This window comes from Yersinia sp. 2545 StPb PI (genome assembly GCF_052217125.1).
GTDB classification, from domain to species: Bacteria; Pseudomonadota; Gammaproteobacteria; order Enterobacterales; family Enterobacteriaceae; genus Yersinia; species Yersinia enterocolitica_E.
The window spans coordinates 435,971-461,983 of sequence record NZ_JAZGPY010000001.1 but is presented as its reverse complement, the minus strand read 5'-3'; the positions used below and the strand labels follow the sequence as shown (position 1 = coordinate 461,983).

The following is a 26,013-nucleotide window of genomic DNA, read 5'->3' as shown; positions in this document are numbered from 1 at the left end:
GGCTCTAAGGATAATGTGTTATGACCTACTGTGTGGCCATGCGGCTGTCATCCGGGTTAGTGTTTGCCTCTGACTCCCGTACCAATGCCGGGGTGGATCATATTTCCACTTTTCGCAAGTTACACCTGTTTCAGCAAGAGGGTGAACGAACGCTGGTGGTGCAAAGTGCGGGGAATCTGGCAACCACACAGAGTATTGTCAGTTTGCTGCAACGCCGCTGTCTGGACCCGGAACAAACTAACCTGCTGAATGTGCGCTCGATGTATGAGGCCGCAACACTTCTGGGCGAGACGGTGCGCGAGGTGATTAACCGAGACAGCGGTGCGCAGCAAAACAGCGGCGGAACCGATTTTAACTGTAACCTGTTGTTAGGCGGGCAAATTAAAGGTGAAGGACTGCGGCTGTTTCATATTTATCCGCAGGGTAACTTTATTGAAGCCACGCAGGACACGCCCTATTTTCAAATTGGCGAAAGTAAGTACGGCAAACCGATTATTGATCGGGTGTTGAATTACCACACCACGTTGGATCAGGCCATGCAGTGCGCGTTGATCTCGATGGACTCAACCTTGCGCAGTAATTTATCCGTCGGTTTACCGCTAGACGTGATGATCTATTCACTCGATAGTTTCAGTACCGAACAGCAATATCGCATCACCGAAGATCACCCCTACTTTATGATGATCCGTAAGGGCTGGGGCGAGGGGCTAGTGAGTATTTTTGCGCAGTTACCCGCGCTAAAGCTGGGAGAGTGATTTAGTTTTGGTGATGGATAGGCTCTGGTTTCGGTTGATATGCGTTCAGTGTTCACCTAACCATTGCGGCCTCCATCCTCGTCGGCAATATTCCTGATTGCGCTCAACGTCAAAAGAGATTCAGAATCAAAACCATAGCGTTTTGTTTTGAATTGGCCTTTGAAGTTAAAAGCCCATTTGAGCTGCCGAGCAAGGAGAGAAGCCACTGATCTGAACTAAATCAATCCCTCACCCAATAAATCCCCTCATATGCCCGCAACACCATCTCCTGCGGCTGGAAAGCACTTTCGCCGTAGCTGCTCATCAACAATTGCCAGTTACCGTCCAGCGCAATCTCCTCTGGCTGCCACTGTTGCGGTTCACCGCTCAGGTTAGCCACCACCAACAACTGTTTACCCTGCCAGTGGCGCAAGTAGCACCACAACTCTGGATGTTGCGGGCAGAGATCACGATAGTCACCAAAAGTGAACACATCATGTTGTTTACGCAGGGCTATCAGATATTGATAGGCATAAAACACCGAGTCAGCATCAGCCAGCGCGCTATCAACATTAATTTCAGCATAGTTACTGCAGGGTTCGATCCATGGGGTTCCCTGACTGAAACCGGCATTACGGCTGCGATCCCATTGCATCGGGGTACGACTATTATCACGAGATTTGGCTGCCAGAATCGCTAATAACTCGTCAGGATCGCGATCTTGTGCACTCAGCTCAGCAAACATATTCAGACTTTCGACATCACGGTATTGATTAATCGAGGTAAAATTAGGATTGGTCATGCCAATCTCTTCGCCTTGGTAGATATATGGCGTACCTTGCATACCATGCAGCACCATTGCCAGCATCTTGGCCGCTGGCACGCGCAGTGCACCTTCGTCACCAAAGCGCGATACAATGCGCGGCTGGTCGTGATTACACCAGAACAACGCGTTCCACGCACGGTTATGCATCCCCTGCTGCCACTGGTTAAATATCTGTTTGAGTTCCACCCGATCCGGCGGCATTAGCGACCATTTGGCCCCATTAAGATAATCCACTTTTAGATGATGGAAATTAAAGGTCATCGACAGCTCATCCCCGCCCAATGCGGCATAACGCTGGCAATGCTCAAGGCGGGTGGACGACATCTCGCCAACTGTCATCAGGCCGCGCGGTTGAAACACATCACGGCTCATTTCTTGTAAAAATTCGTGGATACGGGAGCCATCGGTATAGAAACGGCGGCCATCACCCGCAAAATCATCCGGGAAGTCTTGCTGTTTGGATACCAGATTAATTACATCCAGGCGCAAACCATCCACACCAATATCAGCCCAAAACTCGCACACTTTCTTCAGTTCATCACGTACCGGCTGGTGCTCCCAATTAAGATCCGCCTGCTCGGTAGCGAACAGGTGCAGATAATATTGGCCGCTTTCAGCATGCCATTGCCAAGCATTACCACCAAATTTCGAGCGCCAGTTATTCGGTAAATTATCACCCTCACCATCACGCCAAATATAGAACTGACGGTACGGGCTGTTGCGCTCCGCTGATGCTTTAAACCAGGCATGTTCAGTCGAGGTATGATTGAACACCATATCCATTACGATACGAATACCCCGCTGATGAGCAGCCGCAACCAAAGTTTTGAAATCATCTAAGCTGCCGTAAGCAGGGTCAATGGCACAGTAGTCGGCAACGTCATAGCCGTTATCCACTTGTGGCGAGACATAAACCGGTGTCAACCAGAGGGCATCAACGCCGAGTTTGTGCAGATAATCCAACCTTTGCGTCACGCCAGCCAGGTCACCATAGCCATTACCGGTGCTATCCTGAAAACTCTTCGGGTAAATCTGATAAATGACGCCGTTTTGCCACCAAGGGATAGGATTATTCATAGCAGACTCTTATTCGTAGTAAAAACAGAGAAAATTAAAGAAACAGCTCCGCCACAGGATAACCTTTGGCGGAGGAATACGATTTAGACCGGTAATTCGCCACGACTCTCTTTACGTTTGTAAACCAGTATAGTCAGCACCAATGGCACCACGATCGCCACTAACATTGCCACAGCATAAATCGCCCAGAACTGTGGTTTGATGGATAAAATACCAGGCAGGCCACCGACACCAATACCGTTCGCCATCACCCCAGTCAGACCACAAATGAGGCCCGCCAACGCAGAACCAATCATGGCGCACAACATCGGGAAGCGATATTTGAGGTTGATACCGTACATTGCCGGTTCTGTGACACCCAGATAGGCTGAAATTGCCGCAGGTACCGATATTTCGCGCTCATTGATCTTGCGGCTAATGATAATAATGCCCAATACCGCAGATGCCTGTGCGATGTTAGACAGCGCAATCAGCGGCCATACCGGTGTACCGCCCATGCTCTGAATCATCTGCATATCAATGGCTAACGTGGTCTGATGCACGCCGGTAATGACTAGCGGCGCATACAAGAAGCCAAACAGTGCGGCACCAATCGGCGCGAAGCTGCCTGTCATAACAGCTTTCACTCCCCAGGCCACACCATCACCAATCATGCGACCAAATGGCCCGATAAGCGTATGGGCGAGGAATACCGCCAGCAACAGGGAAACTACCGGCACCACCACCAAATAAAGATAGGCTGGAATGATTTTCTTCAGATTAGTTTCAATCCAACCCAGCGCCAAACCCGCCAAAATTGATGGAATGACCTGTGCCTGATAACCTACTTTCTCAATGGTAAACCAGCCAAAGTTCCAAACTTCGGGGATCTGTTGCCCCAGCAGGTAGGAATTCATCAGTTGTGGTGATACCAAGGTGATACCCAACACAATCCCCAATACTGGGGTGCCCCCCATTTTCTTCACTGTCGACCAGCAGATAGCCACCGGTAGGTAGAAGAAGATGGCTTCGCCCAGCAACCAGAGAAAGTCGTAAATGGTTTTCCATGCCGGATACATCTGTGCCAGCGTTTTGCCATCAGACATCGGAATATCGCCAATCACATTACGGAAGCCAAGAATCAAGCCTCCGCTGATCAGCGCTGGCAGCAACGGGAAGAAAATCTCGGCAAAGTGAGAAATACCACGTTCAAACCAAGTCATGTTCTGCCGTGCAGCCAGTTTGGTCTGCTCTTTATCCACTTCATTCAGGCCAATTTTAGCAATCAGCGCTTGATAGTAATCGTCAACTTCAGGCCCGATAACCACTTGAAATTGCCCGGCATTAGTAAAGCAACCTTTAACCATCGACAGATTTTCAATTTCTTTAGGTGAAGCTTTAGAGGGGTCATTCAACACAAAGCGTAGCCGGGTAATGCAGTGGCTGACGGTGGCAATATTATCTCTGCCTCCCACCAGTACGATCAATTGATCGATATCTTGTTGTTTTACTTTGCTCATTTCAACGTACCTTTCGTAAAGGTGAGATAACGTGCGACTTATTCGTTTTTCTTAATAAAAGCAGTAGGGTCAGTCTTAAAGAAAAAATACATCGATAGCCTGTTAAATATACAGCTCATTAAAGATTAGCTATGTATTGATTTTTATGGAATGGGAACGTTCCCAACTTGCGTTAGAGATCACAATTTGACAACTTTTTATGATGTTATTGGCCGTAAACCATGGGTTCGCCCATCACGCACTCCCACCACACAGGGTGGGATTTCAGATAGCATCACGTCGAGAAAAGAAGAATCAGGCCAGTTGACCAGGAATGATAATTTGTTGAATTGATTGACTATGATTAAGTTGATCAAGTAATTGTTGGGCGGCTTTCACTCCTGCGGTGCCATAACCCAGCTCGACTGACAGGGTATTTGGGAACAAAAAGTGCAACAGCGGTGTATTACCAATGCCGCAGACCTGAATGTGTTGCAGGCTCTGCTGTTGTAAATACTTACTCACCCCCATAGCGATAGTGTCAGAGGCACACACCAGCGCCGAGGTATCGGGTTTTATCACCTGAGGTGCGAGCTGGAAGCCACTTTGATAACTCAGTTCACCCAGTGCAACTGTCGGTAGCAGGCCATGTTGTTGGCTGTAATCAAGATAAGATTGATGACGACGCATACCGGTAGTGGCATCCGACGGCTGCACGCCAATATAGCTAATATGCCGATGCCCTGCGTGACGTAATTTATCCATTAACAAGCGCACTGCCCCGTCGTCGTCGTAGCATACGGAAGAAAAACCCGCATACTCGCGCGCCAACACCACCATTCGTTCCTGCCATGGCGAGAGCATTTCTGCGGTTAACCCAGTGAAACCAAACAAAATGACGCCATCTACATGGCGCTGTTGCAGCACATGTAAATGTTCACTGACTAATTCAGGATCAAACTGGCTCTCCATCAGGATAGGGTCATAACCTTGCTGATAGAACAGTGGCAGCATCGTGCGCACCGCCTGATTTTCAGATGGCGAATCCAGACGCGAGACAATAATACCCACAACTTTATCACTCTGCCCCCGCATGGCTCGGGCTGATTTGGACGGGGTAAATCCCTGCTGACGGATGACAGCTTCCACTCGTTCACGAGTTTGTGGACTGACGCTACCTTCGTTATTCAATACCCGTGAAACCGTGGATTTTCCAACTCCACTCATGCGGGCAATGTCCTTTATGGTCAAACGGTTTTGCATGGTTTACCTAATGTTTAGGTTTGGAAACATATAATAAACTGATTATTTATATTACCGAAGTTGTGGGAAGTCTAGCATGCGCAGAATCAGACTCAGCGCATGATATCCCAATGACTCGCAGCATATTACTGCCCTAACGGCATATCTTACCGTCGGGGTGGTCTTTGGCGTGGCGAGAACAGTGATGCGGTTTAATGTCTGTTTAGCTGTTAGACAGCCGCTAACAATCTTTAAATAAAACCGGAGGTTAATTACCCAGTGGACCCTGTTCCCTCGACCTACACCTTTTGGTGTGTCCGGTAAGGTAATTCCCCATTCAGGGTGGCTGCTTTATCGGATAACAATCTGATAAGCGGTCACTACGCACGTCCTTGCGTTAGTTTCTGCTGATGATGTTTTTGCTCTCTCTACGGCAGATTTGCCGTGGGCGCAACATAAAGACCGTCCGACAAACGGCTTTGTGACATGACAGTAAGGCTCAAACCATGCAAGTTAAAAATTTCACCCGGCAGTTGCTCAATGTGTTGAGCCGTAACCTGCCTCGCCGCCTAATTCGCCGGGAAACCATGTTAGATGGCTTGCCGCAGGGAAGTGCGACAAAAGATTTGCCCGCAGCGCTGACTCAACAACGTTTGCAGTGCGCGAATGAAACGCCACCACAACTTTATCTGCGTTTTCAGAGCCACCCCGAAGGGTTAACGGAACAAGAAGCAGCAGCCATTCGCCTGCAAAATGGCAGTAATCTCATTGAAAATCAGCAAGCTACCAGTTGGTGGGTCCACTTATGGCACTGCTATCGCAACCCGTTTAACTTGCTGCTCACCATTCTGGCTCTGATTTCCTACGCCACCGAAGACCTCACCGCCGCATTGGTGATTGGTGCCATGGTGTTAATTTCCACCCTGATGCATTTTATTCAGGAAGCACGTTCTAACCGCGCTGCGGATGCTTTAAAAGCCATGGTCAGCAATACCGCAACCGTGGTGCGCAGTGATGCCCATACGGGCAAGAGCGAGCATCGCGAGCTACCGATCTCTCAGTTAGTGCCTGGCGATATCATCAAACTATCTGCGGGCGATATGATCCCGGCGGATTTACGTATTCTGGTGGCCAAAGATCTGTTTATCAGTCAGGCCGCCTTAACCGGTGAGTCACTGCCGGTTGAGAAAGTGGCGCAATGCCGTGAGTGTGAGGAACAAAATCCACTCGAACGAGACACGCTGTGCTTTATGGGCACCAATGTCGTTAGCGGTTCGGCACTGGCTATCGTGGTGGGCACCGGTAACCAAACCTATTTCGGTCTGCTGGCAGAGCGTGTAACGCATCAGGATGAGCAACCTAATGCCTTCCAGAGTGGCATCAGTAAAGTCAGTTGGTTGCTGATTCGCTTTATGTTAGTCATGACACCTATCGTGTTGTTGATAAACGGTTTTACCAAAGGTGACTGGTGGGAAGCCGCGCTGTTCGCGCTCTCGGTTGCTGTGGGTTTAACCCCGGAAATGCTGCCGATGATCGTCACGTCGACGTTGGCAAAAGGGGCGGTGAAACTGTCCAGGCAGAAAGTGATCGTCAAGCGCTTAGATGCTATTCAGAACTTTGGCGCGATGGATATTCTGTGTACCGATAAGACCGGCACCCTGACGCAAGATAAAATTGTGTTGGAAAGCCACACCGATGTGTTTGGGGCCAATTGTGAGCGGGTGCTGCACTACGCCTGGCTCAACAGTTATTACCAAACGGGATTGAAAAATCTGCTGGATGTCGCGGTGTTATCTTCCATGGTTGAGTCAAAAGACTCAGAATCTCGGGCAGCCGATACGCTGGCGGGTTACCGCAAAATCGATGAAATCCCATTCGATTTTGAACGCCGTCGCATGTCAGTGGTAGTCAGCGATAAAGCGGATTATCACGAACTTATCTGTAAAGGCGCGCTGGAAGAGATGTTGTCCATTTGCCGTCATGTCCGCCAAGGGAGTGAAATTATCCCATTGACCGACGCGCTGTTGGCACGCATCCGCCGCATTACCGATGAACAGAACCAGCAAGGACTGCGAGTGGTGGCGGTTGCCACCCGTATCATGCCAGCTTATCAGCGGGATTATGCTGTTATTGATGAATATGACCTGATCTTGGAAGGGTATATCGCCTTTCTCGATCCGCCGAAAGAGAGCACAGCGCCGGCGCTGCTGGCACTAAAACGCAATGGCGTTAACGTTAAAATTCTTACCGGTGACAACGAGTTAGTTGCGCGTAAGGTATGTAAAGATGTTGGATTATCTGTCGAGCATGTCTTGCGTGGCAGTGATATCGAACAGATGACGGAGACACAACTGACGGAGGCCACCCGCACCACCACGGTGTTCGCCAAGCTGACACCAATACACAAAGAACGTATCGTACAGAACCTGCGTAATGCCGGTCATGTGGTCGGTTTTATGGGGGATGGCATCAATGATGCACCGGCACTGCGTGCTGCTGATATTGGGATCTCGGTGGATTCAGCAGTAGATATTGCTAAAGAAGCCGCCGATATCATCTTGTTGGAAAAGAGCCTGATGGTGCTGGAGCAAGGGGTAATTGAAGGCCGCCGCACATTTGCCAACATGCTGAAATACATCAAGATGACTGCCAGCTCTAACTTTGGTAACGTCTTCAGCGTCCTGATTGCTAGCGCATTTTTGCCCTTCCTACCCATGCTGCCACTCCATCTGTTAATCCAGAATCTGCTGTACGATATTTCGCAGATTGCTATTCCATTCGATAACGTTGATGAAGAGCAACTGGCAAAGCCACAACGCTGGAACGCCGGCGATTTGGGGCGATTTATGGTGTTCTTTGGTCCGATAAGTTCTATTTTTGACGTACTGACTTTTTGCCTGATGTGGTGGGTATTTAAAGCCAATACACCAGAAATGCAGACGTTGTTCCAATCCGGTTGGTTTGTTGAAGGGCTGCTATCCCAGACCTTAATTGTGCATATGATCCGTACCCGTAAAATTCCCTTCATCCAGAGCCGCGCCTCTTGGCCGCTATGTCTAATGACACTGGCGGTGGTGGTCATTGGTATCGGGCTAACCTTCTCTCCACTGGCTGGATTCCTGCAATTGCAAGCGCTGCCACTCTCTTACTTCCCGTGGCTGATGGTGATCTTAACCGGCTATATGGTGACAACGCAGTTAGTGAAAGGGTGGTTTGTGAGGAGATATGGCTGGCAGTGATTTGATTATTAACCGCGTGAGTGTTGCGCCATCCACGGTGCAGCGGCTTGTCTCCTGTCACTCCGCGGTTTCACCGGAAATGGCTGTGAAACTGACGGCAGTTCTGGGAAGCACTCCGGCAATGTGGCTCCGCCTCCAGGCGGCTTACGATCTAGGGAAAGCAGAAGAGAGCATCGATATTTCAAATCTGACTAAATTGTACAAACCAGAACCCGTATCACTACATAGCTGATACGCCCCAACGCCCCTCGGTTTTTCAACGGCTGTCTACCACTCACGGATAGCCTTTTCTATTCCATCGCTAGAAATTTGCTTTGGCATAACTCAAATTCGACTCAAACAATCAATCGCTATCGCCTTGAAGCTATCAAAATGCTGACTGCTCAATAAACGGCTCATTGAACGCTCTCGCACAAAAGTAACGAACAAGTCGTAAATCGCCATCGCTTCTTCATAGTCAGTTTTACTGATAGCTAACAGGAAAATGACATGGGCTACCTCACCATCACCCCAGGCAATGCCATTGGGAGCCAACAGGGTAACCACCACGGTCTTTTTGGCTAACAGGCCGAGTGAGTGTGGCAGTGCAATCCCCTCCCCCAGCATAGTGGAGACAATCGCCTCACGCTCCACCACCGATGGGTAAAAGTCCGCATCAACGAACCCTTCCTCTTCCAACTGACTGCACACTTTTTTAAATAACTGCTCTTGTGTCATCGGCTGGTCGATAATCATAAAATGATTACTGTCGAAAAACTTTTCCAACATATAAGGGCGAGTGCGATCCACTAGCACCAACTTACCCAGTTGTTCTAACTGATATTCAGTCGGAAACGGTGACATTACTACCACCGGCTTATTCTTTTCCGCCAGACGTGAATTAGAAATAATAAAATCTTCGTCGATATGGTCGAGATTTTCGTAATCACGCAGGGAAATGGTTTGTGTCATCACGATCTGCGGATACTTACGAGCAATCTGTGCCTGAATCATTCGGGTAGTGGAGTTACCGGTATCACACACCAACATCACCTGTGGGTGACGTTGATAACCAATATTGTAATGGCGTTCCAACCCAACACCGATGTGCAGTACCAGATAGCCTATCTCATTCTCACTCAAGCTATAAGGCGTATATTTGCCCCAACTGGATACCGCCGCCAGTGTTACGTCATAAGCCATCGGATAGTGCTGTTTAATATTGGATAACAATGGATTAGGGATAGTTATTTGATACTTCACCCGCGTAATCATGGTCTTGATATGGGTGAGTAAATCAATTCGTAACTGCTTATCGCCCTGCAAATTGTAGTTATAGTGGGCGTTGATATAAGAGAGGATGTAATCCACCAATGTCTCTTCATCATCGGCGTTGATTTCACTGGGGCGACTGGTACCAGGCTGACTGACTTGCACTCGGCGGGCGGCAATATTGACCCGCAAATACGCTTCTTCTGCTGCCGAAATGTCTTTGCCCGATAATAGTTTCAACTCATTTGCCAAACGGCCGGAGGCGAGTTTGACCGCCTCATCCACATCTTCGGCATCAAAATCTGATAACGGATAACCGTCGGCGATGCGTTTTATCGCCACAGCACAGTAGAAAATAAGGTAGTGCTCACCCTCATCAGTTAGCCGTACCGCATATTGCGCCAATAGCTCATGCAGCAATCCCGTTAATTCGGGGATAGTCTGAATGTTAAGAAACTCATTTTTTAATAATGGGTTATCAGCATCTTGCAGATGTAGCTGAAACAAAAGGTCGGTCAAACACGTGCGGACAGCCAACTCGGCACCAAACAATTTCATGCCGTAGCGTGGCTTGGTTTCAATCGTCAGATGGTATCGGTTTAGCCTTTCTCTCACCTCAGCCATATCATTTTGCAATGTGCCACGGCTAACGAACCATTCATCAGCTAAATCTTCCAGCTTCAATGAAAAAGCAGAGGTCAGAAAACGGATTAACAGGTAATGCACTCGCTCATTGGCAGTTCGCGGGGTTAGGTGCATTTTGCGGTTTTGCTGCTGTAGAGCACGAAAGCGTTCAGCATCATCGATCATTAATCGGTAGCCAAAGCCACGGTTATGGATAAAGTGCGCACCATAATGTTCAAGGATCTCATTCAACGCCGTAATATCTGCCCGCACGGTACGTGTCGAAACCGCAAAACGTTTCGCCAGCTCATCCTGAGGCAGCGTTTCCGATTGCAATGCATCGAACATGTAGGCCAGACGTTGATAGGGAAATCTCACTGCTCCACTCCGTTATTCAGGGTGTATGGGCATCCCCCCGCCACCATGGCCAGAGGGGGAGCGTTATCTCACACGGCAACACAGGTCTTCACCGCTAGTGATTTTATATAAGGTAAATCAAATAATTACGGTACTATTTTTTTCACGATAGCTAATAAGGTTCGCACATCTTCTGGGCGAGTATTGCCCGTTTTGCTGTCGATTATCGAACTGTAGATATGCGGGATAATTTTCGTTACCCCAGCATCCAGTGCAATTTGTACGATTTGTTCAAAATTATCCAGACTGATGCCGCCGGTGGGTTCCAACCAGAAGCCGGTAGCAGCACAAGCCTCAGCCACAAAACGGTATTCATCGATAGAGTCCAGCCCGTTCATTGGGAAAAACTTTAGCGAACTGCCGCCCATATCTTTCAACATAGCAATGGCGGTGGTCACTGGAACAATCGCTTCCTTTTGCTGTGAACTGAGTGGCCCGGTGGAGATATTTACGTAACCCACTTTGCCGGTCGGCGAAATCAGGCCGTTAACCACCGTATCATGCTGCCCCAATAAAGCACGACTTGTGCCAACACCGGTGAACACTTGATTCACATGTTGCGGTTGAACCTGCTGCGCAATCTGGCTGACCATTGTTGATTGCTTCGGGTCTCCCGCGCCCAACCCTACCGACAGGGCATTATCGATAACAGCCGCGTATTCGCGCATATCTTTGACTGCGCTATCGACATCCGAATAGTTCTTCGATAACACTCCCACCAGAACATGGCCTTCAGCGGCTTGATAAATCTCGCGTGCATTCTCTTTTGAACCGGCCAGCACATTCAGGCACACCCGGTCACGGTAATAATTCGGGGTCAATTTCATCAGTCAGGCTCCCTTAGCCAGGCGGTTAATGCAGGTATAAATAATCTCGAGTTGCAATGGCGTGACACTGCGCACATCCACTTCAATTTTGCCTTCATTAGCTTTATAGGCGCGGAAGTAGATAGCAATATCGCCATTTTTCAGCGCATCCACCAGATCCGGTGTCGAGCGCCCCATTTTAGCTTCATCAAAACTGATTTCAGTACGGGCAATATCACGCCCGGCAGCATCCCAAACCACTTTCGCAGACACGCCGTCAATGGTATTTAACTGACTGATAAATGGTGTCATTTTTTCTACCATTTGCTGGCCGGTCTCTTTTTCCAGCGTCATATAGCTTTCAATAGCACGGGTCAGGCCGAGAATACCCTCTTTACCCACTTTCATCGCCCGGCCAATACCACTTGATTGCAACTTCACCCAATCAATATAGGTTTTCTTGCCTAACACCAGCCCGCTGGTTGGCCCTTCAATAGCTTTGGCACCGCTGTAAATCACCAAATCTGCACCCATCTGGTAATAACATTGCAAGTCTTCTTCTGCGGCCGCATCAACAATTAATGGCAATTGATGCTTGCGCGCAATCACTACCGCTTGCTCAACGGATAGAATGCTTTTTTGCACACAATGGTGGGATTTTATATACAAGATCGCCGCAGTATTTGGCGTGATCGCCGCTTCCAACTGTTCCGGTAAACATTCGTTGGCATAACCGGCTTCCACCACTTTGCCTCCCCCCAGCGTCACCATGGTATCGACCGGCGCACCGAAGTTAACGTTATGGCCCTTCGGCAGAACAATTTCGTGTGGCACTGCGCGCGGGGCAGCATGTAGATTAACCAGTAAATTGGCATCATCTTTCACGATCACCGCAGCGACCGACTGAGCAATACCGGCAGAAGCACAGGAGACAACCACCGCGCTCTCAACATTCAGCAAATCAGCAATGTAAGCACCGGTCTTATTGACCAAATCTTTCATTTCGAAGTAATGGTTTAGGCCCAAATCTACCGCCTCAACCACATCCTGCCGTGGCGTTGAAACGCCCAACATCGTCATGCGACCAGAAGCATTAATTACATGTTTTAACTGGTATTTTTCATAGACTGAAGACATCTTTTGACTTCCCTTCGTCAGTTAATACTACGTCACCAGCAACGACCGCCGCCAGTGGCACCAGATATGTCTCACCGGTAACCGATTTACCTTCTGAATCACTGAATAGCTGAGGTTGCTGTTTCAGCTCAAAAATCGTCAGGTCAGCGTCATAGCCCGTTGCCAGCATCCCTTTGTGAGTCAAATGCAGGGCTTGCGCGGCATTTTCTGTCACACAAGCAATAACCTGTTTAAGGCTCAAACCGAGGGTGAAAAATTTGGACATCACCGTCGCCAGGCTGTGCACTGGCCCGTTAATACGGTTGCGACAATAGATGTCGGAGCTGATGGTGTGCGGGTAAATACCTTGCTTGATGGCCAGTTCGGCAACATCAAAGCTGAAACTGGCACTGCCATGCCCAACATCCAGTAATACACCGCGTTTCAATGCACGTTGGATAGAATCACGCAAGGTCCCGGCAGGGGTCAGAATACGATTGGGCTTACCGTTATAGCAGTGAGTAATAATATCGCCTTGCGTTAACAAGTCGGCAATCTCATCCAAGTCCGGCGGGTTATTGCCAATATGTACCATCAAGGGTAGCTGATTATTTTCTTGTTGAATCTCTTTGGCTCGCACCAACGGTTTAATGCCGTTTTTACCGACCACGCTGCTGCTCATGCGGGCTTTAATACCGATAATAAAATCAGGATTACGGGCAATAGCCTGACTGACACTTTGCTTATCAATCTGCGTCATATCCGCTAATTCGTTTTGCGTCACGATGCCGGTTTTCGCAATATTCAGAAAAGCATAAACATGGGTTTTGGCGGTACGGGTTAGGCGGTAAAAATCATCCACATCATTGGCACCAGTGCTGCCGGCATCCACCACCGTCGTCACGCCACTGGCGACTCCGACCAAATCAGCTTCGTCATGATAAATAGGAGATGCGGGGTAACAATGCACATGGGAATCAATCCAGCCAGCACTGATGTAATATTTCCCGGCCAAATCCAACATTTTTTTAGCGCAAGAAACTGAAGGCTCGGCTTGATTATTATCTTCAGTGGTAATAGCCGCATCGACGGCCACAATTTTTCCATCATTAATTACGATATTAACCTGACGGCCGTCAACTAATAGTGCGCGTGTGATAATAAAGTCATACATTATCTTTATTCTCCATTATGTCCTTCTTACTTGACGTTGCAGCAGTGTTAGCAGGGTAAATATCCGGTAATTTGAATATTTACCCCTGACATCATGAAATAGCGACTGGGAAAATAGACCCTAAAATCATGGCACCCAAAATCGCCCCGCCAGTAATTGGTTTATTCCACAGATAAAACAGTAAAGCGCCACCTAAAGAACCAATCCCAATTGGAATTGATGCTGTTATGGCTGACAGGATAATCAATGGCCCGAGGAAACGGCCAGAGGAGTTACCAGCCCCCATCATAACGTCGGCACCATAAGTAGAATTACTTTGGTTAATCGTAAATTTACGCGCCAAAATAATCAGATAGCCGATAGCTAAACCAATAATCAGGCCGGTTACCAGTGAGGCGGCAAAATTAGCCACCGGGAAGACAAATCCGGCGCCCAGTAATAATGCTGGCACACCCAGACCAACACCGGTTTGAATCGCGCCACCAATATCTAAAATACCGACAAGCGAACCTTCAATAATACGGGCGAATAAGAAGCTGGCACCAAATGCCGCCACCGCACCATAAACACCGGTATCCATACCAGCACGTAGCATTGAAACAAATGCCACTTCGTTAAATGCACCGATACCATATAAATAATACATATGAGTACCCGCAAATACGCCGGAGGATAATAATCCTACAAAGATCGGAAATGACCAGTCGGCATACCAGAAATTATTCTTGGTTTGTTCATCCATCATCAAGTTCCTCTCGTTGTATTATTTTCCGCTCAATGCGTTATGAATGGTATCGAGCCAAACCGGCGCGCTCAGGCTAAATGACTCCAGGAATTTCAGATCGAATCCGCGGAAGAAACCACTGAGCACAAATAACAGAACAATCACTGTCATCATGATCTTAGTCACTTTATTCCAGCCGCTTTCCTCAACACCTTTACCAATTAAAATACCCAACACTAGACCAGGTACAGCGTTACCCATAATTAGCTGAGCCAACCCGCCAAAAATAGTGGCCCAGAAACCAGAGCGACGCCCGGCATCAATAGCCGCCAGCCAGAAAATAACCGGCATCACGGTGTTAACCAGAATATTTGCTGCTGGTACCAATACTTTAATGGCCGTAACCTGTAATGCTGCTGGTACCGCAGAAGCAGTGGTGTTTAGGAAACTGACAACAATAACCCCGATAATCCCGCAGGCAATTGCCATCTTTTTCGGGTTATGCATGGTTTCCGCTACATTACGATTTTTAATCATTAATGCGGCGGCACCCCAGTTAGGAATGATGCGGTGGTCGACGTCCTGAGTAAAGGCACCTGCTGCCACCGAAGAGGCCCAGGCGTTGAAGAAGAAACCTAATCCAAAGGAGAAGTGCGATGCAGGATCTCCCTCGCATGAGTTCAGTTCGCCCAGGGTACGAAATGCCCCCATCCCCTGTATTGTCGGTGCATGAAACATACGGGCGGCCCCAACACCTACCCCCACACCGACCAGTCCGCCGATAATAATCGACTTAAAAAGAATGATTAGAAACATCAGTATATCCTTTTCATTTAGATATGAAGACGACCTTATCCGTATTAATAATTGTCACGTTCACGGTAATATCTAATTCAACGCTATATGTCTTTCTTTCACGCGGCAGGAAAAAGAATAAAAACTTCTCATTTTTAACTGATAATTCTGCGTTTAATACTTTTACGTCTTGTGGCTCAATCCGTAACAGAATATTTTGTGTCGATTTCAACACCGTATTCTGGACATTACCGAGTGCATTAGCGAAAGCTTTTTCCTTAGTATCGCCTTTACCTTTCACTTGCACCTGAGTGGTATATTGCTCTTTCATTACGGTTGACCGTACTTCTTGATATAAGCGTCGACTAATCTCTGGCCTAATTCTTCTTTATCCATAAATCCGAAGCCCAGCACTTTGCAGCCTTCATTTATTGCCGTCACGCCTTCTTCAACAGAACGCATGCCGTATTTTGCTTTGTAACCATATTTATTTTGTGCCGTAATAGCACCCGCACCGCCACTGCCGCAGAATGAAATGCCAAAGTCAGCTTTTTCACTGTTCATCACATCACCCAATTTCATGTCTGCGGCAACACCGGGAATAACCACTACGCGGCCACCAGCCAATTCAACACCCTGGCCCACTTTTTGGCCTTTACCTAAACGGTCGCCAATCACAACGGTAATTTGACTCATAGTCACTTCTCCAGATCACTGTTTTATGGGTTATTGTCTTTCGCTACTTCAAAATGCACCGACAACAAATAGGCTTCTTCAATGGGCAAATTGGCAAATTTATCGACCACTTGCTGGGCCATTTGCATCGAATGTGCTGAAATCTCATCAAATAATGATTTATCCACTTCAGGTAATGGCTCACCAGTTATGGAACGCAATACCATGGCACGAATATGTGATGTCAACATTTGTTGCTGAACTTTATTGGTAAAAATATTTTCACTATTTAACATTGCGGTAATTTCAGCTAATACCCGCTCAGTAATAATCATTACCTCTTCTTTTCCAGGTTCCTCGGCGGCATTTAATGCGGCTACATCATTCACGCTGGCAATCCCCTATTTTTGCTATATCCGTCATACTTCAGGTTGTAGGGCCGTTGGCTGCGTTTTCTCGCCCTAGTGACTTACTTCAGGGACTCACTCCTTTGCCGCCTACCCACAACTCGAATTATTTAAGGTCTGTAACAACTTTCTGATGATAAAGATAAGTTCAGTTATCTTCTCTCTGCGCTGTAACATCACCCTACCTGCAAGCGGAATAGCTGTGTAGCGGCTTTTTTTCCAGTTCAAAGTGGAAATGTAATGTACCGGTGGGATCACTTTCGCAAAAAACGCCTGTTAGATAGTTAACTTAATCATTAACAACAAAATAACTTTTATATAAATACGTCAGTGCGGTTTGTAGTGGAAAAAAGTTCGTGATCCTGATCTCTTTCTTTTCTAGTCAGAAGCGCCTAATATCAGATCAATATTAAGCTATTTTCTAACACCCCCTCTCCTATGGCGTGGGGGTGTTGTTTTTATGTTTTGCTGAAATTGAATTGGAGAGTGGTATGACCAAGCCAACCATCACGATTAACGAGCTGGATGCTGAACGTTTGGATGCGTTACTGGCGCAACCGGCTTTTGCCGGTACAGTGGTCGCTCAAGCGCTCAATGAAGAACTGGATCGTGCAGAAATTCTGCCACCAAACGCCATTCCGGCAGATGTGGTGACCATGAATAGCCGTGTGCGTTTTCGCGATCTGAATAACCAGGAAGAGCATATCCGCACGCTGGTGTATCCGGCATCGCTACAAGACAGTAACGAACAACTTTCCGTGATGGCTCCGCTGGGCGCGGCATTGCTGGGGCTGCACGTCAATGATGAAATTAGTTGGAAGCTACCAGGTGGGGATGAAGCCCGCATTACTGTGTTAGAACTGCTGTACCAGCCAGAAGCAGCCGGTGAATATCACCGCTAACACTATTACCAAAGCCATTGGCGTTACCGCCAGGCGGTAAATGGACAAGCCCCGAATCACTGACTCAAGTCAGTGATTCGGGTGAAAGGGATTATTAACGATACTTTTTATGGTAGGTATCGCGGGTCGGTTTAAAGTCTTGCGCTGCTTTTTTAGCTTCATCGAGCTTGCCTTGATTCGCTAATGCCAGCGCACCATCAATCTGCCCGATAAATAAGTCCAAACCATGACGGAAATCCTTCACCTCCGCGCTACCCTCGCCTTTACTCTTCAACTTGGTAGGTATGCCCTTTTGTGCATCCTGCGCCGCTGCACGCATCGCCTGCAAGCCTTGCTTCATCACATCAGTAGAGTCAGCCTTCAACACTTTGCCGTAATTATCAGCAATGGTTTCCATGTTATCAGCCACGCTGGCAGCCATCGCTAAAGTGCTGGCGCTGAGTAACACCGCCGCCATTAACGCCATCATTTTCTTACCCATGCTCACATTCCTTCTATACCCTTCTAACGTGGTGTTGCAGCAGGGTTTCGCAGCAAGACCAAATTGGGGATGGGATTATTGTTATTGAAATACTGATCATTAGTACATTGCTCACACTTAACATAGGCAATAGACACTGAAACTGACAATGATTTCTTGTAATCAATTAAGAAATGAGATGAGGGCTGAATAAAAATCAAAAAAAAAGCCAGCAACCAATGCCAGCTTTAGGTGTGAAGCTACACGATGTTATTCGCCCGCAATCTTCATCGCAGGTAATAAAACAGAGCCACACTGAATGTTACTGCGGGTTTCGATATCACTGCCTACGCTGACAATATTACGCAGCATATCTTTCAGATTACCGGCAATCGTTATCTCACTGACTGGATACTGAATCTCACCATTTTCAACCCAAAAACCTGCCGCGCCGCGGGAATAGTCACCGGTTACGGTACTGACTCCCTGGCCCATCAGTTCAGTTACCACCAAACCTTTGTCCAATTGCTTCAGCATCCCAGCGAAATCCTGCCCCTGACCGGCAATGCGCCAGTTATGGATACCACCAGCATGACCGGTACTTTGCAGCCCCAGTTTACGGGCTGAATAGCTGGTCAACAGATAGGTTTGCAGTACCCCATCTTTAACGATTTCCCGTTGTAAAGTACGCACACCTTCACTATCGAACGGGGTCGAAGCCAGACCACGCAGTAAATGTGGGTGCTCTTCAATAGTTAACCACTCAGGTAAAATCTGTTTACCCAAATGATCGAGCAAGAAGGTCGATTTACGGTAGATATTGCCGCCGCTGATCGCCGAAACCAAGTGACCAAACAAGCCGGTCGCCACTTCAGCGGCAAACAGCACCGGTGATTGCATGGTCGGCAGTTTACGTGGCGATAAGCGGGATAAAGTACGACGAGCGCACTCCTCACCAACCCATTCCGGGCTGGCTAAATCTTCCATCCGTCGGCCAATGGTATAAGCGTAATCTCGCTCCATATCACCATTATGTTCAGCGATAACGCTGCTGGAAAGCGAATGGCGACTTGAGCAATAGCTCTGTAACATGCCGTGGCTGTTACCAAACACCTTGATGCCATAATGGCTGTTAAAACTGCCACCTTCGGTATTGGTAATCCGCTTATCGGCCTGCAATGCAGCCTGCTCCGCCCGGGCGGCCAGCAAGATACCTTGTTCTGCATCCAAATCGCTCGGATGGAACAGGTCCAAATCAGGCGCCTCAAAAGCCAGCAGCGATTTATCTGCCGCGCCAGCGTAGGGATCAGGTGAAGTGTAACGAGCAATATCCAGCGCAGCCTGCACCGTGCGGGCGACTGCATCTGGATTTAAATCGGTGGTAGACGCGCTACCTTTACGCTGCTGGTGATAAACAGTAATTCCCAGCGCACCATCGCTGTTGAACTCCACATTTTCCACTTCACCAAAGCGAGTGCTGACACTAATTCCGGTGGTTTTACTTACAGCGACTTCGGCCGCATCAGAACCCACACGGGCCAATTCCAAAGCCTGTGCAACCGCTTGTTCCAGCGTTTTACGCTGTTCTGCAACTTGAGTGACTACTTTCATCAGTCTGCCATAATTAATGAGATAATCGTTCAGGAAAGAGTCGTAACACGACGACTTACACGGATACAATATAGAACGCCATGGTTCTGAGTCTATCAGAGATCTTTGTACTATTTCGCAGAAAGCCAACAACCTGCTACGATTAGCCTCTTTTTAAGGAATTTGACCATGAACAAACAGCCCGAAGATTGGCTAGATGAAGTCCCAGAAGATAAAGACGAAGATGACGATGAAATTATCTGGGTCAGTAAAAGTGAAATTAAACGTGATGCCGAAGCGCTGAAAGAACTCGGCACCGAGCTGGTTGAGCTGGGTAAAAATGCGCTGGAGAAAATCCAACTGGATGAAGATCTGCTGGCAGCCGTTGAACTGGCACAGAAAATCAAGAAAGAAGGCCGCCGCCGCCAGATCCAGTTAATTGGTAAAATGCTACGTGCCCGTGATGTAGAACCTATCCAAACCGCATTGGATAAGCTGAAAAATCGCCATAACCAACAAATCTCGCTGTTCCACAAGCTGGAAATGCTGCGTGACCGTTTGGTTGAAGAAGGTGATGTCGCGATCCCTACGGTGTTGGATCTATATCCAGATGCGGATCGCCAACAACTGCGTAGCCTGATACGTAATGCCCAGAAAGAGAAAGCCACTAACAAGCCACCGAAATCATTCCGTCAGATCTTCCAATATCTGCGTGAACTGTCTGAAAAGCAGCAATAATCGGGCGGGGCCGGGTCTGACTCGGCTCCCGACTCAAGAAGGCTAATTCACACTATATTGAAACACAGGCTGCCTGCTAACTCCTCTTCCGCTTCCTCAAGCAGCAGCACAATCGCACCGAAGCGGCGTTTGTGGCGGTGATTGAAATGAATAAATTCAATCTCTACCGGTAAGGCTATCTCACCTGTGACCACATCCCACAGAGCATCCAGATTGGCGCCAAAATCTTCGCTCAGCGCAAATTTTTGGCAAAATGCGCGGTAAAATGCAGGAAGATCGGATATATGGTCAAAATCAAATACCACTTTTACCATCTTCTCACTCCATCCGAATGAAACGCTTGTAGTGATCCTGAGTTAGATAAATCAGGCCATCATTGGAGTACAGCAAACGATCGCTACCGCGATGCCCACAACGATAATTAACATCGGCTTCACGCCAGTTACGGCCTTTCGCCTCAGGCAGTTGGCGTTCACGGTTAGAAAAACGATCGCCGCCAATCGCTCTGCCTGGCAATACTTTACACAGATTGCCGTCTTTGGGATCCCAGCCCTGCGCACGCGCCTGCTGCTTGGTAAGGTAAAAATCCGGCAGGCGATGATGCACTTGTAGGTATTTAGCCACCTGCTGGTGCTGGGTCAATTGTTCAATCGATGCAGATGCCGATAAAGGTGGGCGTTCCAGATCCGCCGATTGACCGATATCACGCGCCGTGACACCGCCAATCCCCTGCAATGCCGCCACTGCCAGCAACAGTATTGCGCCCAGAATGGCCATAAGTCGTTTATTCATGGTTCTCCTTAACCCTCAGGCTGCCAATAACTGTTGTGCTGCTCATTGCGATAACCCATGCCCACGTTTTATTCACCAATCCAATTTATAAATTACCCAAATGCAGGGTTTTGACTTCCATAAACTCATCTAACCCCAGCACTGACCCTTCACGGCCAAGGCCAGACTCTTTAACACCACCGAAAGGTGCCAGCTCAGTAGAAACTGAACTTTCATTGACACCAATCATACCGCTTTCCAACGCATCTGAAACCCGGAATACACGTTGCAGATTCTGAGTATAGAAGTAAGCTGCCAGCCCGAACGGCGTGTCATTAGCTCGTTTGATAACTTCCTCTTCGGTTTTGAAGCGGAAGCAGGCAGCCAGTGGGCCAAATGTCTCTTCAGAGGCGACTTTCATCTGCTCATTAGCATCGGCAATAACTGTAGGCTGGAAGAAATTTCCCCCCAGTTGATGACGACTGCCCCCCGCCAGCAGGCGACCGCCCTTTTCAAGCGCATCTTTGACGTGATCCTCAACTTTCTCCAGCCCGGCGAGATTAATCAATGGCCCCATATTGACGTCTTTATCCATACCATTACCAACATTCAGTTTTTTAACCTCAGTGGCTAAACGGCTGACAAACTCGTCATACACACCATCCTGAATGTAAAAACGATTGACGCACACGCACACCTGCCCGGCATTGCGGAATTTACACGCCATCGCACCAGCAACTGCGGCATCCAAATCAGCATCATCAAACACGATATACGGCGCGTTACCGCCCAGTTCCATGGAAATTTTCTTCATGGTGGCTGCGGCATTACGCATTAAGGTTTTGCCAACTTCGGTTGAGCCGGTAAAGGAGATTTTACGCACTTCCGGGCTGGCCATGATGGCGTCACTGATGGCATGCGTATCGCCCGCAACACCATTGAGCACGCCAGCAGGCACACCGGCTTGCTCTGCCAATGCCAGTAAAGCAAAAGCGGATAACGGCGTGTTATTGGCCGGTTTAATCAATCCGGTACAACCGGCAGCCAATGCTGGCCCCAGTTTGCGGGTTAACATTGCCAGCGGGAAATTCCACGGCGTGATGGCCGCCACCACACCAACCGGTTCGCGAGTAGCCAGAATGCGTGCCCCCTCTTTGGCTGGCGGAATAATCTCACCATTGGCACGTTTGGCCTGCTCACTAAACCATTGAATAAAGCTGGCGGCATAGGCGACCTCGCCTAAGGCTTCTTTCAATGGTTTACCTTGCTCAGAAACCATTATCTCAGCCAATGATTGCTGATGTTCCATAATCAACAAATACCAACGCTGAAGAATTTCCGCCCGCTGCTTGGCGGGTGTTTTTCGCCAAGCGGGGAAAGCCGCACTGGCGGCCTTAATCGCTGCTTCAGTTTCTTGGGTACCCGATTTAGCCACTTTCGCCACCAACTGGCCGGTAGCAGGGTTATGTACGTCGAAAGTGTCCTGCGCCTGATGCCATTTACCACCAACAAAATAGCCGATATGGTACACACCGTCGCTGTGTCGTTGGTTTTGTAATGGATTGTGCAATGGATCGCGTAATAGATTTTGTGCTGACATCTTGTCGACCTCCTGAGGGAAAGGATGCCCCCATCAATGGAGGGCGAGGAAGGTTGCTTCACTATGAAGTATATACCCAAAGAACTTGGAGTTGCAGGTAGGCTGCCAGTGAACACATCCCGATGAGCTGACTCAGGTCAGTGATTCGGGTAAGTGAGCGCCGCTAACAACCCTGTGGTTTCAAGGACGAAGAGTATCGCTAGATAAGCGCACTCTGATAACGATGCAACATATCCGCCAACCGCTTTACCGGGCGGATAACAGAATCAGGCGATTGATAATCGACTAATTTTTGCTGATATTGATCTAATTCCTGTAGTAAACGGGCGAAGTAATAGCGCCGCTTCTGGTCATTTTTGGCATTAATAACCCGATCGGCGGTATAGCGGATCTGTTTGTGAAAAGCACTCAATTCAGCATTAACTGGGATCTCGGTGTTATTGAGCCGCTGATGGGCGATGATCAGCGTCAATGCCAGTCGATACTTATCAATATCACCGGGGAACATCATCAATAATTGATTCAGTTGTTGATACAACGCCGGTAGATGGTTTTCGCTGCGGCGGACTTTATTGGTGGTCAATGCCGATACCGCACTGTAAACAAAGCGGTTTAGCAAGGTTCTGCCGGTTCGGTCCTTGGCATTATCGCGGATCAACAACAGCACAATCAGAGAAACGAAACAGCCGACAATCTGCCCCAACGCACTGTCGAGGAACATACTGACATTAAACTCCATCGGGTTGCTCAACACCATGATATTGATAGTACTGGCCAATGTTCCCAGCGAGCCAAGACGGCGCTTTTGCACTTCGATACCAATAATAAATGCCAGTAATCCCAGACTGATGCACAGCAACAGCATACTTTGCTGGGTCGCAGGGATAATAAACATGAAATAGAGCGCCCCAATAGGCAGCGCCATAATCACCCCTAGCAGGAAGTCGATCGCCACCATCCGTGGATTGGGGGTGCGCATTGCCAGTGAGGTCACCACCGCAATCATGACCATACAGCCCGCCCCAGATGTCCAGCCAGTCCACAGCCAGAATAGGCCGCCGATCGCCGTAGCAATACCGGTACGCAAGCCATTGATCATCGCATGATGACCTTCGGCTGAAACATGTTTGATTGGCTCATCGCCGTCCAGAATACCCTCTTCCACCCGGCTGATACTGCTGTTGGTATGAATCCCTTTTGATAGCAATAAATAACGTGTCGCCGCCCCCACCCAACTGCTGATGGTCGCAGGGATCGCCGCACTGTGACTGCCGCCAATATATTGACGCAATTTCTTCATCTGCTGATGAATTTCAGCCGGCGTCTCTGCCGGTTCACTCAGCATCGCCTTCAGCTCGGCACTGAGTAAGTCGGGATGATTGATCAATACCAGATAGGTTTCGCAGGCTTGAGTGATCAGGGCTAATGACGCCGTGTGCAATACCCGTAAGCGGCGGTTACAGCGCTGCCAGCGGGAAGATTCCATCATCAGATAACTACGCATCCCATTCAGTGCCGTGGTATTTTTAACCAGATCATTCCAGGCCCGATCGATATCGTTTTTTTCTGCCGGACGAATACATAACTGCAATAATTTATATTGATCTACCAGCACCTTATCGACCAGACGATCAATATCCTGCTTGATCGATCGTGGTGAAAACAGCAGATCCGCCATCACCGCGCAGACGATCCCCAGCACAATCTCGCTACAGCGCTCGACAGCAAACTGCGGTGTCAGTAATGGCGTTTCACCGGTGGTGACAATGATAATCAGCGCAGTGTAACCCGCCAGCCCGAATGCGTAAGAGTTCTCAACCCGAACCAGTGAGGAGATCCAAGTACAAACGCCAGCCCACAAACAGCAAAGCATCAGGGTTAATACTGGTGCTCTGATAGTCAGAACGATGATAACCAAACCACCAATACAGCCGATGAATGTCCCGATAATACGTAACCAGCCTCGATGACGAATCGCACCAGAGAATGGCTCACCGCCCGCAGCAAATGCCGGGCCAGCAGCAACAATGGCCGCCGTCAGCACCGACCAACGTGGTGTTTCCAATTGCAGATGAAAGCCCAGAAACAGCGCGGCCACAATGGCAAAACTGAGTTTGAACGCAAAGCGCAGGCGAATAAATGTCGGGCTGTTCATCTTAACCAAACTCACGCAGGCGATGCATCAACTTAACAATCGGTGAAGCCTGATTAGGATTGCGATCAGTCGCCCCGGTTATCACCACGGTAGCCGTCGTCCCTGCGGGATAGGGATGCTGTTGATCTTCACTGTCCAAACGGATCTTCACCGGTACTCGTTGCGCCAACCGCACCCATTCCAGATTATTGTCAATCGTCGCCAACCCTTTGCTATCGACACTGCTGCTGCTGTTGGTGACACCGGCGGAGACACTGTCGACAGTACCGTGCAAAATACGGTTGCTGCCCAGTGGGGTGATTTCCGCCCGATACCCGGCTTTAACCCCCTCCAGCTTGGTCTCTTCCAAATAGGCCAAAATATAGAAAGTATCTTTTTTCACCAGTGCAACAGCGGTAGCGCCACGGTTAATAAACTCCCCGGCATGAACATTCAGATTCGTCACCCAGCCTTGTGCAGGCGCGCGCACGGTGGTGCGTTCCAGATCAAGTTTGGCTAAATCTCGTACCGCGATAGCTTTTGCCAACTGATGCCTGGCGGTTTGTAATCCGTTGTTGGACTGGTCAATTTCTTCTTGTGACATCGCCTGAATCCCCAAACGTTGCCGCCGGCCGGATTCACGTTGTTTCTCCGCCGCCAGTGTTTGGTAATAGGCCACATCGGCCTCGGCTTCAGCCAACGCCTGCTGGTAGCGCGGTTGGTCAATAACAAACAAAATCTGCCCTTTCTGCACCAGTTGATTGTCTTTTACCGGCACATCGGTGATCAAGCCACTGACATCCGGTGCGATAGCCACCACATCGGCAGTGAATTTGGCATCACGGGTCCAGGGTGATTCGGTATAAAAAGCCCAAACTTTGAAAATAGCGATAACCGCCAGTAAAACCACCAATAAGGTGATGCCGATACGGATTATTTTTAATGAAAAAGTACTCACGGCGACCTCAGGAAAAAAGACGGGATATTAAATAGAAAAGACAACAATACAGCGCGGTATTAAAGAGTGCTGGATGCCAGACAAACTCATAAATACCAGTAGGTTGTAGCACACGGCGCAAAACAAAGAACAGCGCCAGCGAAAGGAGCAACTCAAAAAATATTGGCGGAAAAGAGAGGCCAAATATCACCATCACCGGAAGCAACGTCATTCTGTAGATCCTTTCTATTATAGGGTGCCGGTGAACCAGCCATAAGACTAACTTGTAGGTTAAA

General features: G+C 48.5%; 25 protein-coding genes. 5 read left to right on the top strand and 20 right to left on the bottom strand.

Features of this window, described 5'->3' with window-relative positions; genetic code table 11:
• The first annotated feature begins 20 nt into the window (after positions 1-20).
• The gene (locus tag V1955_RS01975) at positions 21-755 is read left to right on the top strand and encodes a proteasome-type protease (RefSeq protein ID WP_083162246.1); all 735 of its coding nucleotides are present in this window, start codon (positions 21-23) and stop codon (positions 753-755) included.
• Between the two features lie 220 nt (positions 756-975).
• On the opposite strand, the gene treC is transcribed toward V1955_RS01975, so the two are convergent.
• The 3 genes from treC to treR form a co-directional block, all read right to left on the bottom strand.
• A complete protein-coding gene (gene treC, locus V1955_RS01970; RefSeq protein ID WP_442820458.1) occupies positions 976-2,637 on the bottom strand; it encodes an alpha,alpha-phosphotrehalase in 1,662 nt (553 codons plus the stop codon).
• An 83-nt stretch (positions 2,638-2,720) separates the two neighbouring features.
• Positions 2,721-4,136 (bottom strand): PTS trehalose transporter subunit IIBC, encoded by a 1,416-nt coding sequence (gene treB / locus V1955_RS01965; RefSeq protein ID WP_083162242.1) that lies wholly within the window; start codon positions 4,134-4,136, stop codon positions 2,721-2,723.
• Positions 4,137-4,430: 294 nt separating this feature from the next.
• Positions 4,431-5,378, bottom strand: coding sequence for a trehalose operon repressor TreR (gene treR / locus V1955_RS01960; RefSeq protein WP_083162240.1), 948 nt, complete (start codon positions 5,376-5,378; stop codon positions 4,431-4,433).
• A 485-nt stretch (positions 5,379-5,863) separates the two neighbouring features.
• Here treR and mgtA point away from each other — a divergent pair, with 485 nt between their 5' ends.
• Both mgtA and V1955_RS01950 read left to right on the top strand, forming a co-directional pair.
• On the top strand, positions 5,864-8,596 hold the full coding sequence (gene mgtA, locus V1955_RS01955; protein ID WP_420072716.1) for a magnesium-translocating P-type ATPase: 2,733 nt from the start codon (positions 5,864-5,866) through the stop codon (positions 8,594-8,596).
• Positions 8,583-8,828 carry a HigA family addiction module antitoxin gene (locus V1955_RS01950; RefSeq protein WP_372569700.1) on the top strand — a complete coding sequence of 82 codons (246 nt, stop codon included), beginning with the start codon at positions 8,583-8,585 and terminating at the stop codon, positions 8,826-8,828. The genes mgtA and V1955_RS01950 overlap by 14 nt, the downstream gene beginning before the upstream one ends.
• Before the next feature lie 92 nt (positions 8,829-8,920).
• Here the strand turns inward: V1955_RS01950 and V1955_RS01945 are convergent, their stop codons facing one another.
• From V1955_RS01945 to V1955_RS01905, 9 genes are all read right to left on the bottom strand, one after another.
• Positions 8,921-10,849, bottom strand: coding sequence for a BglG family transcription antiterminator (locus V1955_RS01945; RefSeq protein ID WP_372569701.1), 1,929 nt, complete (start codon positions 10,847-10,849; stop codon positions 8,921-8,923).
• Between the two features lie 125 nt (positions 10,850-10,974).
• On the bottom strand, positions 10,975-11,715 hold the full coding sequence (dagF, locus tag V1955_RS01940; RefSeq protein ID WP_372569702.1) for a 2-dehydro-3-deoxy-phosphogluconate aldolase: 741 nt from the start codon (positions 11,713-11,715) through the stop codon (positions 10,975-10,977).
• A gap of 3 nt (positions 11,716-11,718) precedes the next feature.
• Positions 11,719-12,831, bottom strand: coding sequence for a DgaE family pyridoxal phosphate-dependent ammonia lyase (locus tag V1955_RS01935; protein WP_442820457.1), 1,113 nt, complete (start codon positions 12,829-12,831; stop codon positions 11,719-11,721).
• Positions 12,815-13,984, bottom strand: coding sequence for an amidohydrolase/deacetylase family metallohydrolase (locus V1955_RS01930; RefSeq protein ID WP_372569704.1), 1,170 nt, complete (start codon positions 13,982-13,984; stop codon positions 12,815-12,817). The genes V1955_RS01935 and V1955_RS01930 overlap by 17 nt, the downstream gene beginning before the upstream one ends.
• 91 nt (positions 13,985-14,075) lie before the next feature.
• Positions 14,076-14,726 (bottom strand): DUF4310 family protein, encoded by a 651-nt coding sequence (locus V1955_RS01925; protein WP_032896643.1) that lies wholly within the window; start codon positions 14,724-14,726, stop codon positions 14,076-14,078.
• Between the two features lie 21 nt (positions 14,727-14,747).
• Entirely contained in the window at positions 14,748-15,524 is a 777-nt protein-coding gene (locus V1955_RS01920; RefSeq protein ID WP_004392358.1) for a DUF4311 domain-containing protein, read from the bottom strand.
• Positions 15,525-15,537: 13 nt separating this feature from the next.
• Positions 15,538-15,834 (bottom strand): DUF4312 family protein, encoded by a 297-nt coding sequence (locus V1955_RS01915; protein WP_083162226.1) that lies wholly within the window; start codon positions 15,832-15,834, stop codon positions 15,538-15,540.
• Entirely contained in the window at positions 15,834-16,199 is a 366-nt protein-coding gene (locus tag V1955_RS01910) for a glycine-rich SFCGS family protein (RefSeq protein WP_083162224.1), read from the bottom strand. Before V1955_RS01910 ends, V1955_RS01915 begins: the two co-directional genes overlap by 1 nt.
• Positions 16,200-16,222: 23 nt before the next feature.
• The gene (locus V1955_RS01905; protein ID WP_083162222.1) at positions 16,223-16,567 is read right to left on the bottom strand and encodes a PRD domain-containing protein; all 345 of its coding nucleotides are present in this window, start codon (positions 16,565-16,567) and stop codon (positions 16,223-16,225) included.
• Positions 16,568-17,076: 509 nt separating this feature from the next.
• Between V1955_RS01905 and rnk the strand changes: the two genes are divergently transcribed.
• Positions 17,077-17,487 carry a nucleoside diphosphate kinase regulator gene (gene rnk, locus V1955_RS01900; protein WP_083164033.1) on the top strand — a complete coding sequence of 137 codons (411 nt, stop codon included), beginning with the start codon at positions 17,077-17,079 and terminating at the stop codon, positions 17,485-17,487.
• A gap of 94 nt (positions 17,488-17,581) precedes the next feature.
• Here the strand turns inward: rnk and cybC are convergent, their stop codons facing one another.
• Together cybC and pmbA are read right to left on the bottom strand one after the other, a co-directional pair.
• Positions 17,582-17,968: a cytochrome b562 gene (cybC, locus tag V1955_RS01895; protein ID WP_083162220.1), complete on the bottom strand. Its 387-nt coding sequence runs from the start codon at positions 17,966-17,968 to the stop codon at positions 17,582-17,584.
• 249 nt (positions 17,969-18,217) lie between these two features.
• A complete protein-coding gene (pmbA, locus tag V1955_RS01890) occupies positions 18,218-19,558 on the bottom strand; it encodes a metalloprotease PmbA (RefSeq protein WP_083162218.1) in 1,341 nt (446 codons plus the stop codon).
• 168 nt (positions 19,559-19,726) lie between these two features.
• On the opposite strand from pmbA, the gene yjgA reads away from it, so the two are divergent.
• Positions 19,727-20,275 carry a ribosome biogenesis factor YjgA gene (gene yjgA / locus V1955_RS01885; protein ID WP_083162216.1) on the top strand — a complete coding sequence of 183 codons (549 nt, stop codon included), beginning with the start codon at positions 19,727-19,729 and terminating at the stop codon, positions 20,273-20,275.
• A 47-nt stretch (positions 20,276-20,322) separates the two neighbouring features.
• Here the strand turns inward: yjgA and V1955_RS01880 are convergent, their stop codons facing one another.
• The 6 genes from V1955_RS01880 to aaeX all read right to left on the bottom strand — a co-directional run bounded on the left by V1955_RS01880 (position 20,323) and on the right by aaeX (position 25,949).
• Positions 20,323-20,589, bottom strand: coding sequence for a barstar family protein (locus tag V1955_RS01880; protein ID WP_442820456.1), 267 nt, complete (start codon positions 20,587-20,589; stop codon positions 20,323-20,325).
• 4 nt (positions 20,590-20,593) lie between these two features.
• Positions 20,594-21,067 carry a ribonuclease gene (locus V1955_RS01875; RefSeq protein WP_193784767.1) on the bottom strand — a complete coding sequence of 158 codons (474 nt, stop codon included), beginning with the start codon at positions 21,065-21,067 and terminating at the stop codon, positions 20,594-20,596.
• A gap of 85 nt (positions 21,068-21,152) precedes the next feature.
• Positions 21,153-22,646, bottom strand: coding sequence for an NAD-dependent succinate-semialdehyde dehydrogenase (locus V1955_RS01870; protein WP_083162212.1), 1,494 nt, complete (start codon positions 22,644-22,646; stop codon positions 21,153-21,155).
• A gap of 199 nt (positions 22,647-22,845) precedes the next feature.
• Positions 22,846-24,801 carry a p-hydroxybenzoic acid efflux pump subunit AaeB gene (gene aaeB / locus V1955_RS01865; RefSeq protein ID WP_083162210.1) on the bottom strand — a complete coding sequence of 652 codons (1,956 nt, stop codon included), beginning with the start codon at positions 24,799-24,801 and terminating at the stop codon, positions 22,846-22,848.
• 1 nt (position 24,802) lies between these two features.
• Entirely contained in the window at positions 24,803-25,738 is a 936-nt protein-coding gene (gene aaeA, locus V1955_RS01860; RefSeq protein ID WP_050087662.1) for a p-hydroxybenzoic acid efflux pump subunit AaeA, read from the bottom strand.
• 7 nt (positions 25,739-25,745) lie between these two features.
• Positions 25,746-25,949, bottom strand: coding sequence for a p-hydroxybenzoic acid efflux pump operon protein AaeX (gene aaeX / locus V1955_RS01855; RefSeq protein ID WP_083162208.1), 204 nt, complete (start codon positions 25,947-25,949; stop codon positions 25,746-25,748).
• Positions 25,950-26,013 lie beyond the last annotated feature (64 nt).

Excerpts from the sequence above, each read along its gene's own strand:
- V1955_RS01975 (WP_083162246.1), top strand. The coding sequence starts at position 21 with ATGACCTACTGTGTGGCCATGCGGCTGTCATCCGGGTTAGTGTTTGCC.
- treC (WP_442820458.1), bottom strand. The coding sequence starts at position 2,637 with ATGAATAATCCTATCCCTTGGTGGCAAAACGGCGTCATTTATCAGATT.
- treB (WP_083162242.1), bottom strand. The coding sequence starts at position 4,136 with ATGAGCAAAGTAAAACAACAAGATATCGATCAATTGATCGTACTGGTG.
- treR (WP_083162240.1), bottom strand. The coding sequence starts at position 5,378 with ATGCAAAACCGTTTGACCATAAAGGACATTGCCCGCATGAGTGGAGTT.
- mgtA (WP_420072716.1), top strand. The coding sequence starts at position 5,864 with ATGCAAGTTAAAAATTTCACCCGGCAGTTGCTCAATGTGTTGAGCCGT.
- V1955_RS01950 (WP_372569700.1), top strand. The coding sequence starts at position 8,583 with ATGGCTGGCAGTGATTTGATTATTAACCGCGTGAGTGTTGCGCCATCC.
- dagF (WP_372569702.1), bottom strand. The coding sequence starts at position 11,715 with ATGAAATTGACCCCGAATTATTACCGTGACCGGGTGTGCCTGAATGTG.
- V1955_RS01935 (WP_442820457.1), bottom strand. The coding sequence starts at position 12,831 with ATGTCTTCAGTCTATGAAAAATACCAGTTAAAACATGTAATTAATGCT.
- V1955_RS01930 (WP_372569704.1), bottom strand. The coding sequence starts at position 13,984 with ATGTATGACTTTATTATCACACGCGCACTATTAGTTGACGGCCGTCAG.
- V1955_RS01925 (WP_032896643.1), bottom strand. The coding sequence starts at position 14,726 with ATGGATGAACAAACCAAGAATAATTTCTGGTATGCCGACTGGTCATTT.
- V1955_RS01920 (WP_004392358.1), bottom strand. The coding sequence starts at position 15,524 with ATGTTTCTAATCATTCTTTTTAAGTCGATTATTATCGGCGGACTGGTC.
- V1955_RS01915 (WP_083162226.1), bottom strand. The coding sequence starts at position 15,834 with ATGAAAGAGCAATATACCACTCAGGTGCAAGTGAAAGGTAAAGGCGAT.
- V1955_RS01910 (WP_083162224.1), bottom strand. The coding sequence starts at position 16,199 with ATGAGTCAAATTACCGTTGTGATTGGCGACCGTTTAGGTAAAGGCCAA.
- rnk (WP_083164033.1), top strand. The coding sequence starts at position 17,077 with ATGACCAAGCCAACCATCACGATTAACGAGCTGGATGCTGAACGTTTG.
- cybC (WP_083162220.1), bottom strand. The coding sequence starts at position 17,968 with ATGGGTAAGAAAATGATGGCGTTAATGGCGGCGGTGTTACTCAGCGCC.
- pmbA (WP_083162218.1), bottom strand. The coding sequence starts at position 19,558 with ATGAAAGTAGTCACTCAAGTTGCAGAACAGCGTAAAACGCTGGAACAA.
- yjgA (WP_083162216.1), top strand. The coding sequence starts at position 19,727 with ATGAACAAACAGCCCGAAGATTGGCTAGATGAAGTCCCAGAAGATAAA.
- V1955_RS01880 (WP_442820456.1), bottom strand. The coding sequence starts at position 20,589 with ATGGTAAAAGTGGTATTTGATTTTGACCATATATCCGATCTTCCTGCA.
- V1955_RS01875 (WP_193784767.1), bottom strand. The coding sequence starts at position 21,067 with ATGAATAAACGACTTATGGCCATTCTGGGCGCAATACTGTTGCTGGCA.
- V1955_RS01870 (WP_083162212.1), bottom strand. The coding sequence starts at position 22,646 with ATGTCAGCACAAAATCTATTACGCGATCCATTGCACAATCCATTACAA.
- aaeB (WP_083162210.1), bottom strand. The coding sequence starts at position 24,801 with ATGAACAGCCCGACATTTATTCGCCTGCGCTTTGCGTTCAAACTCAGT.
- aaeX (WP_083162208.1), bottom strand. The coding sequence starts at position 25,949 with ATGACGTTGCTTCCGGTGATGGTGATATTTGGCCTCTCTTTTCCGCCA.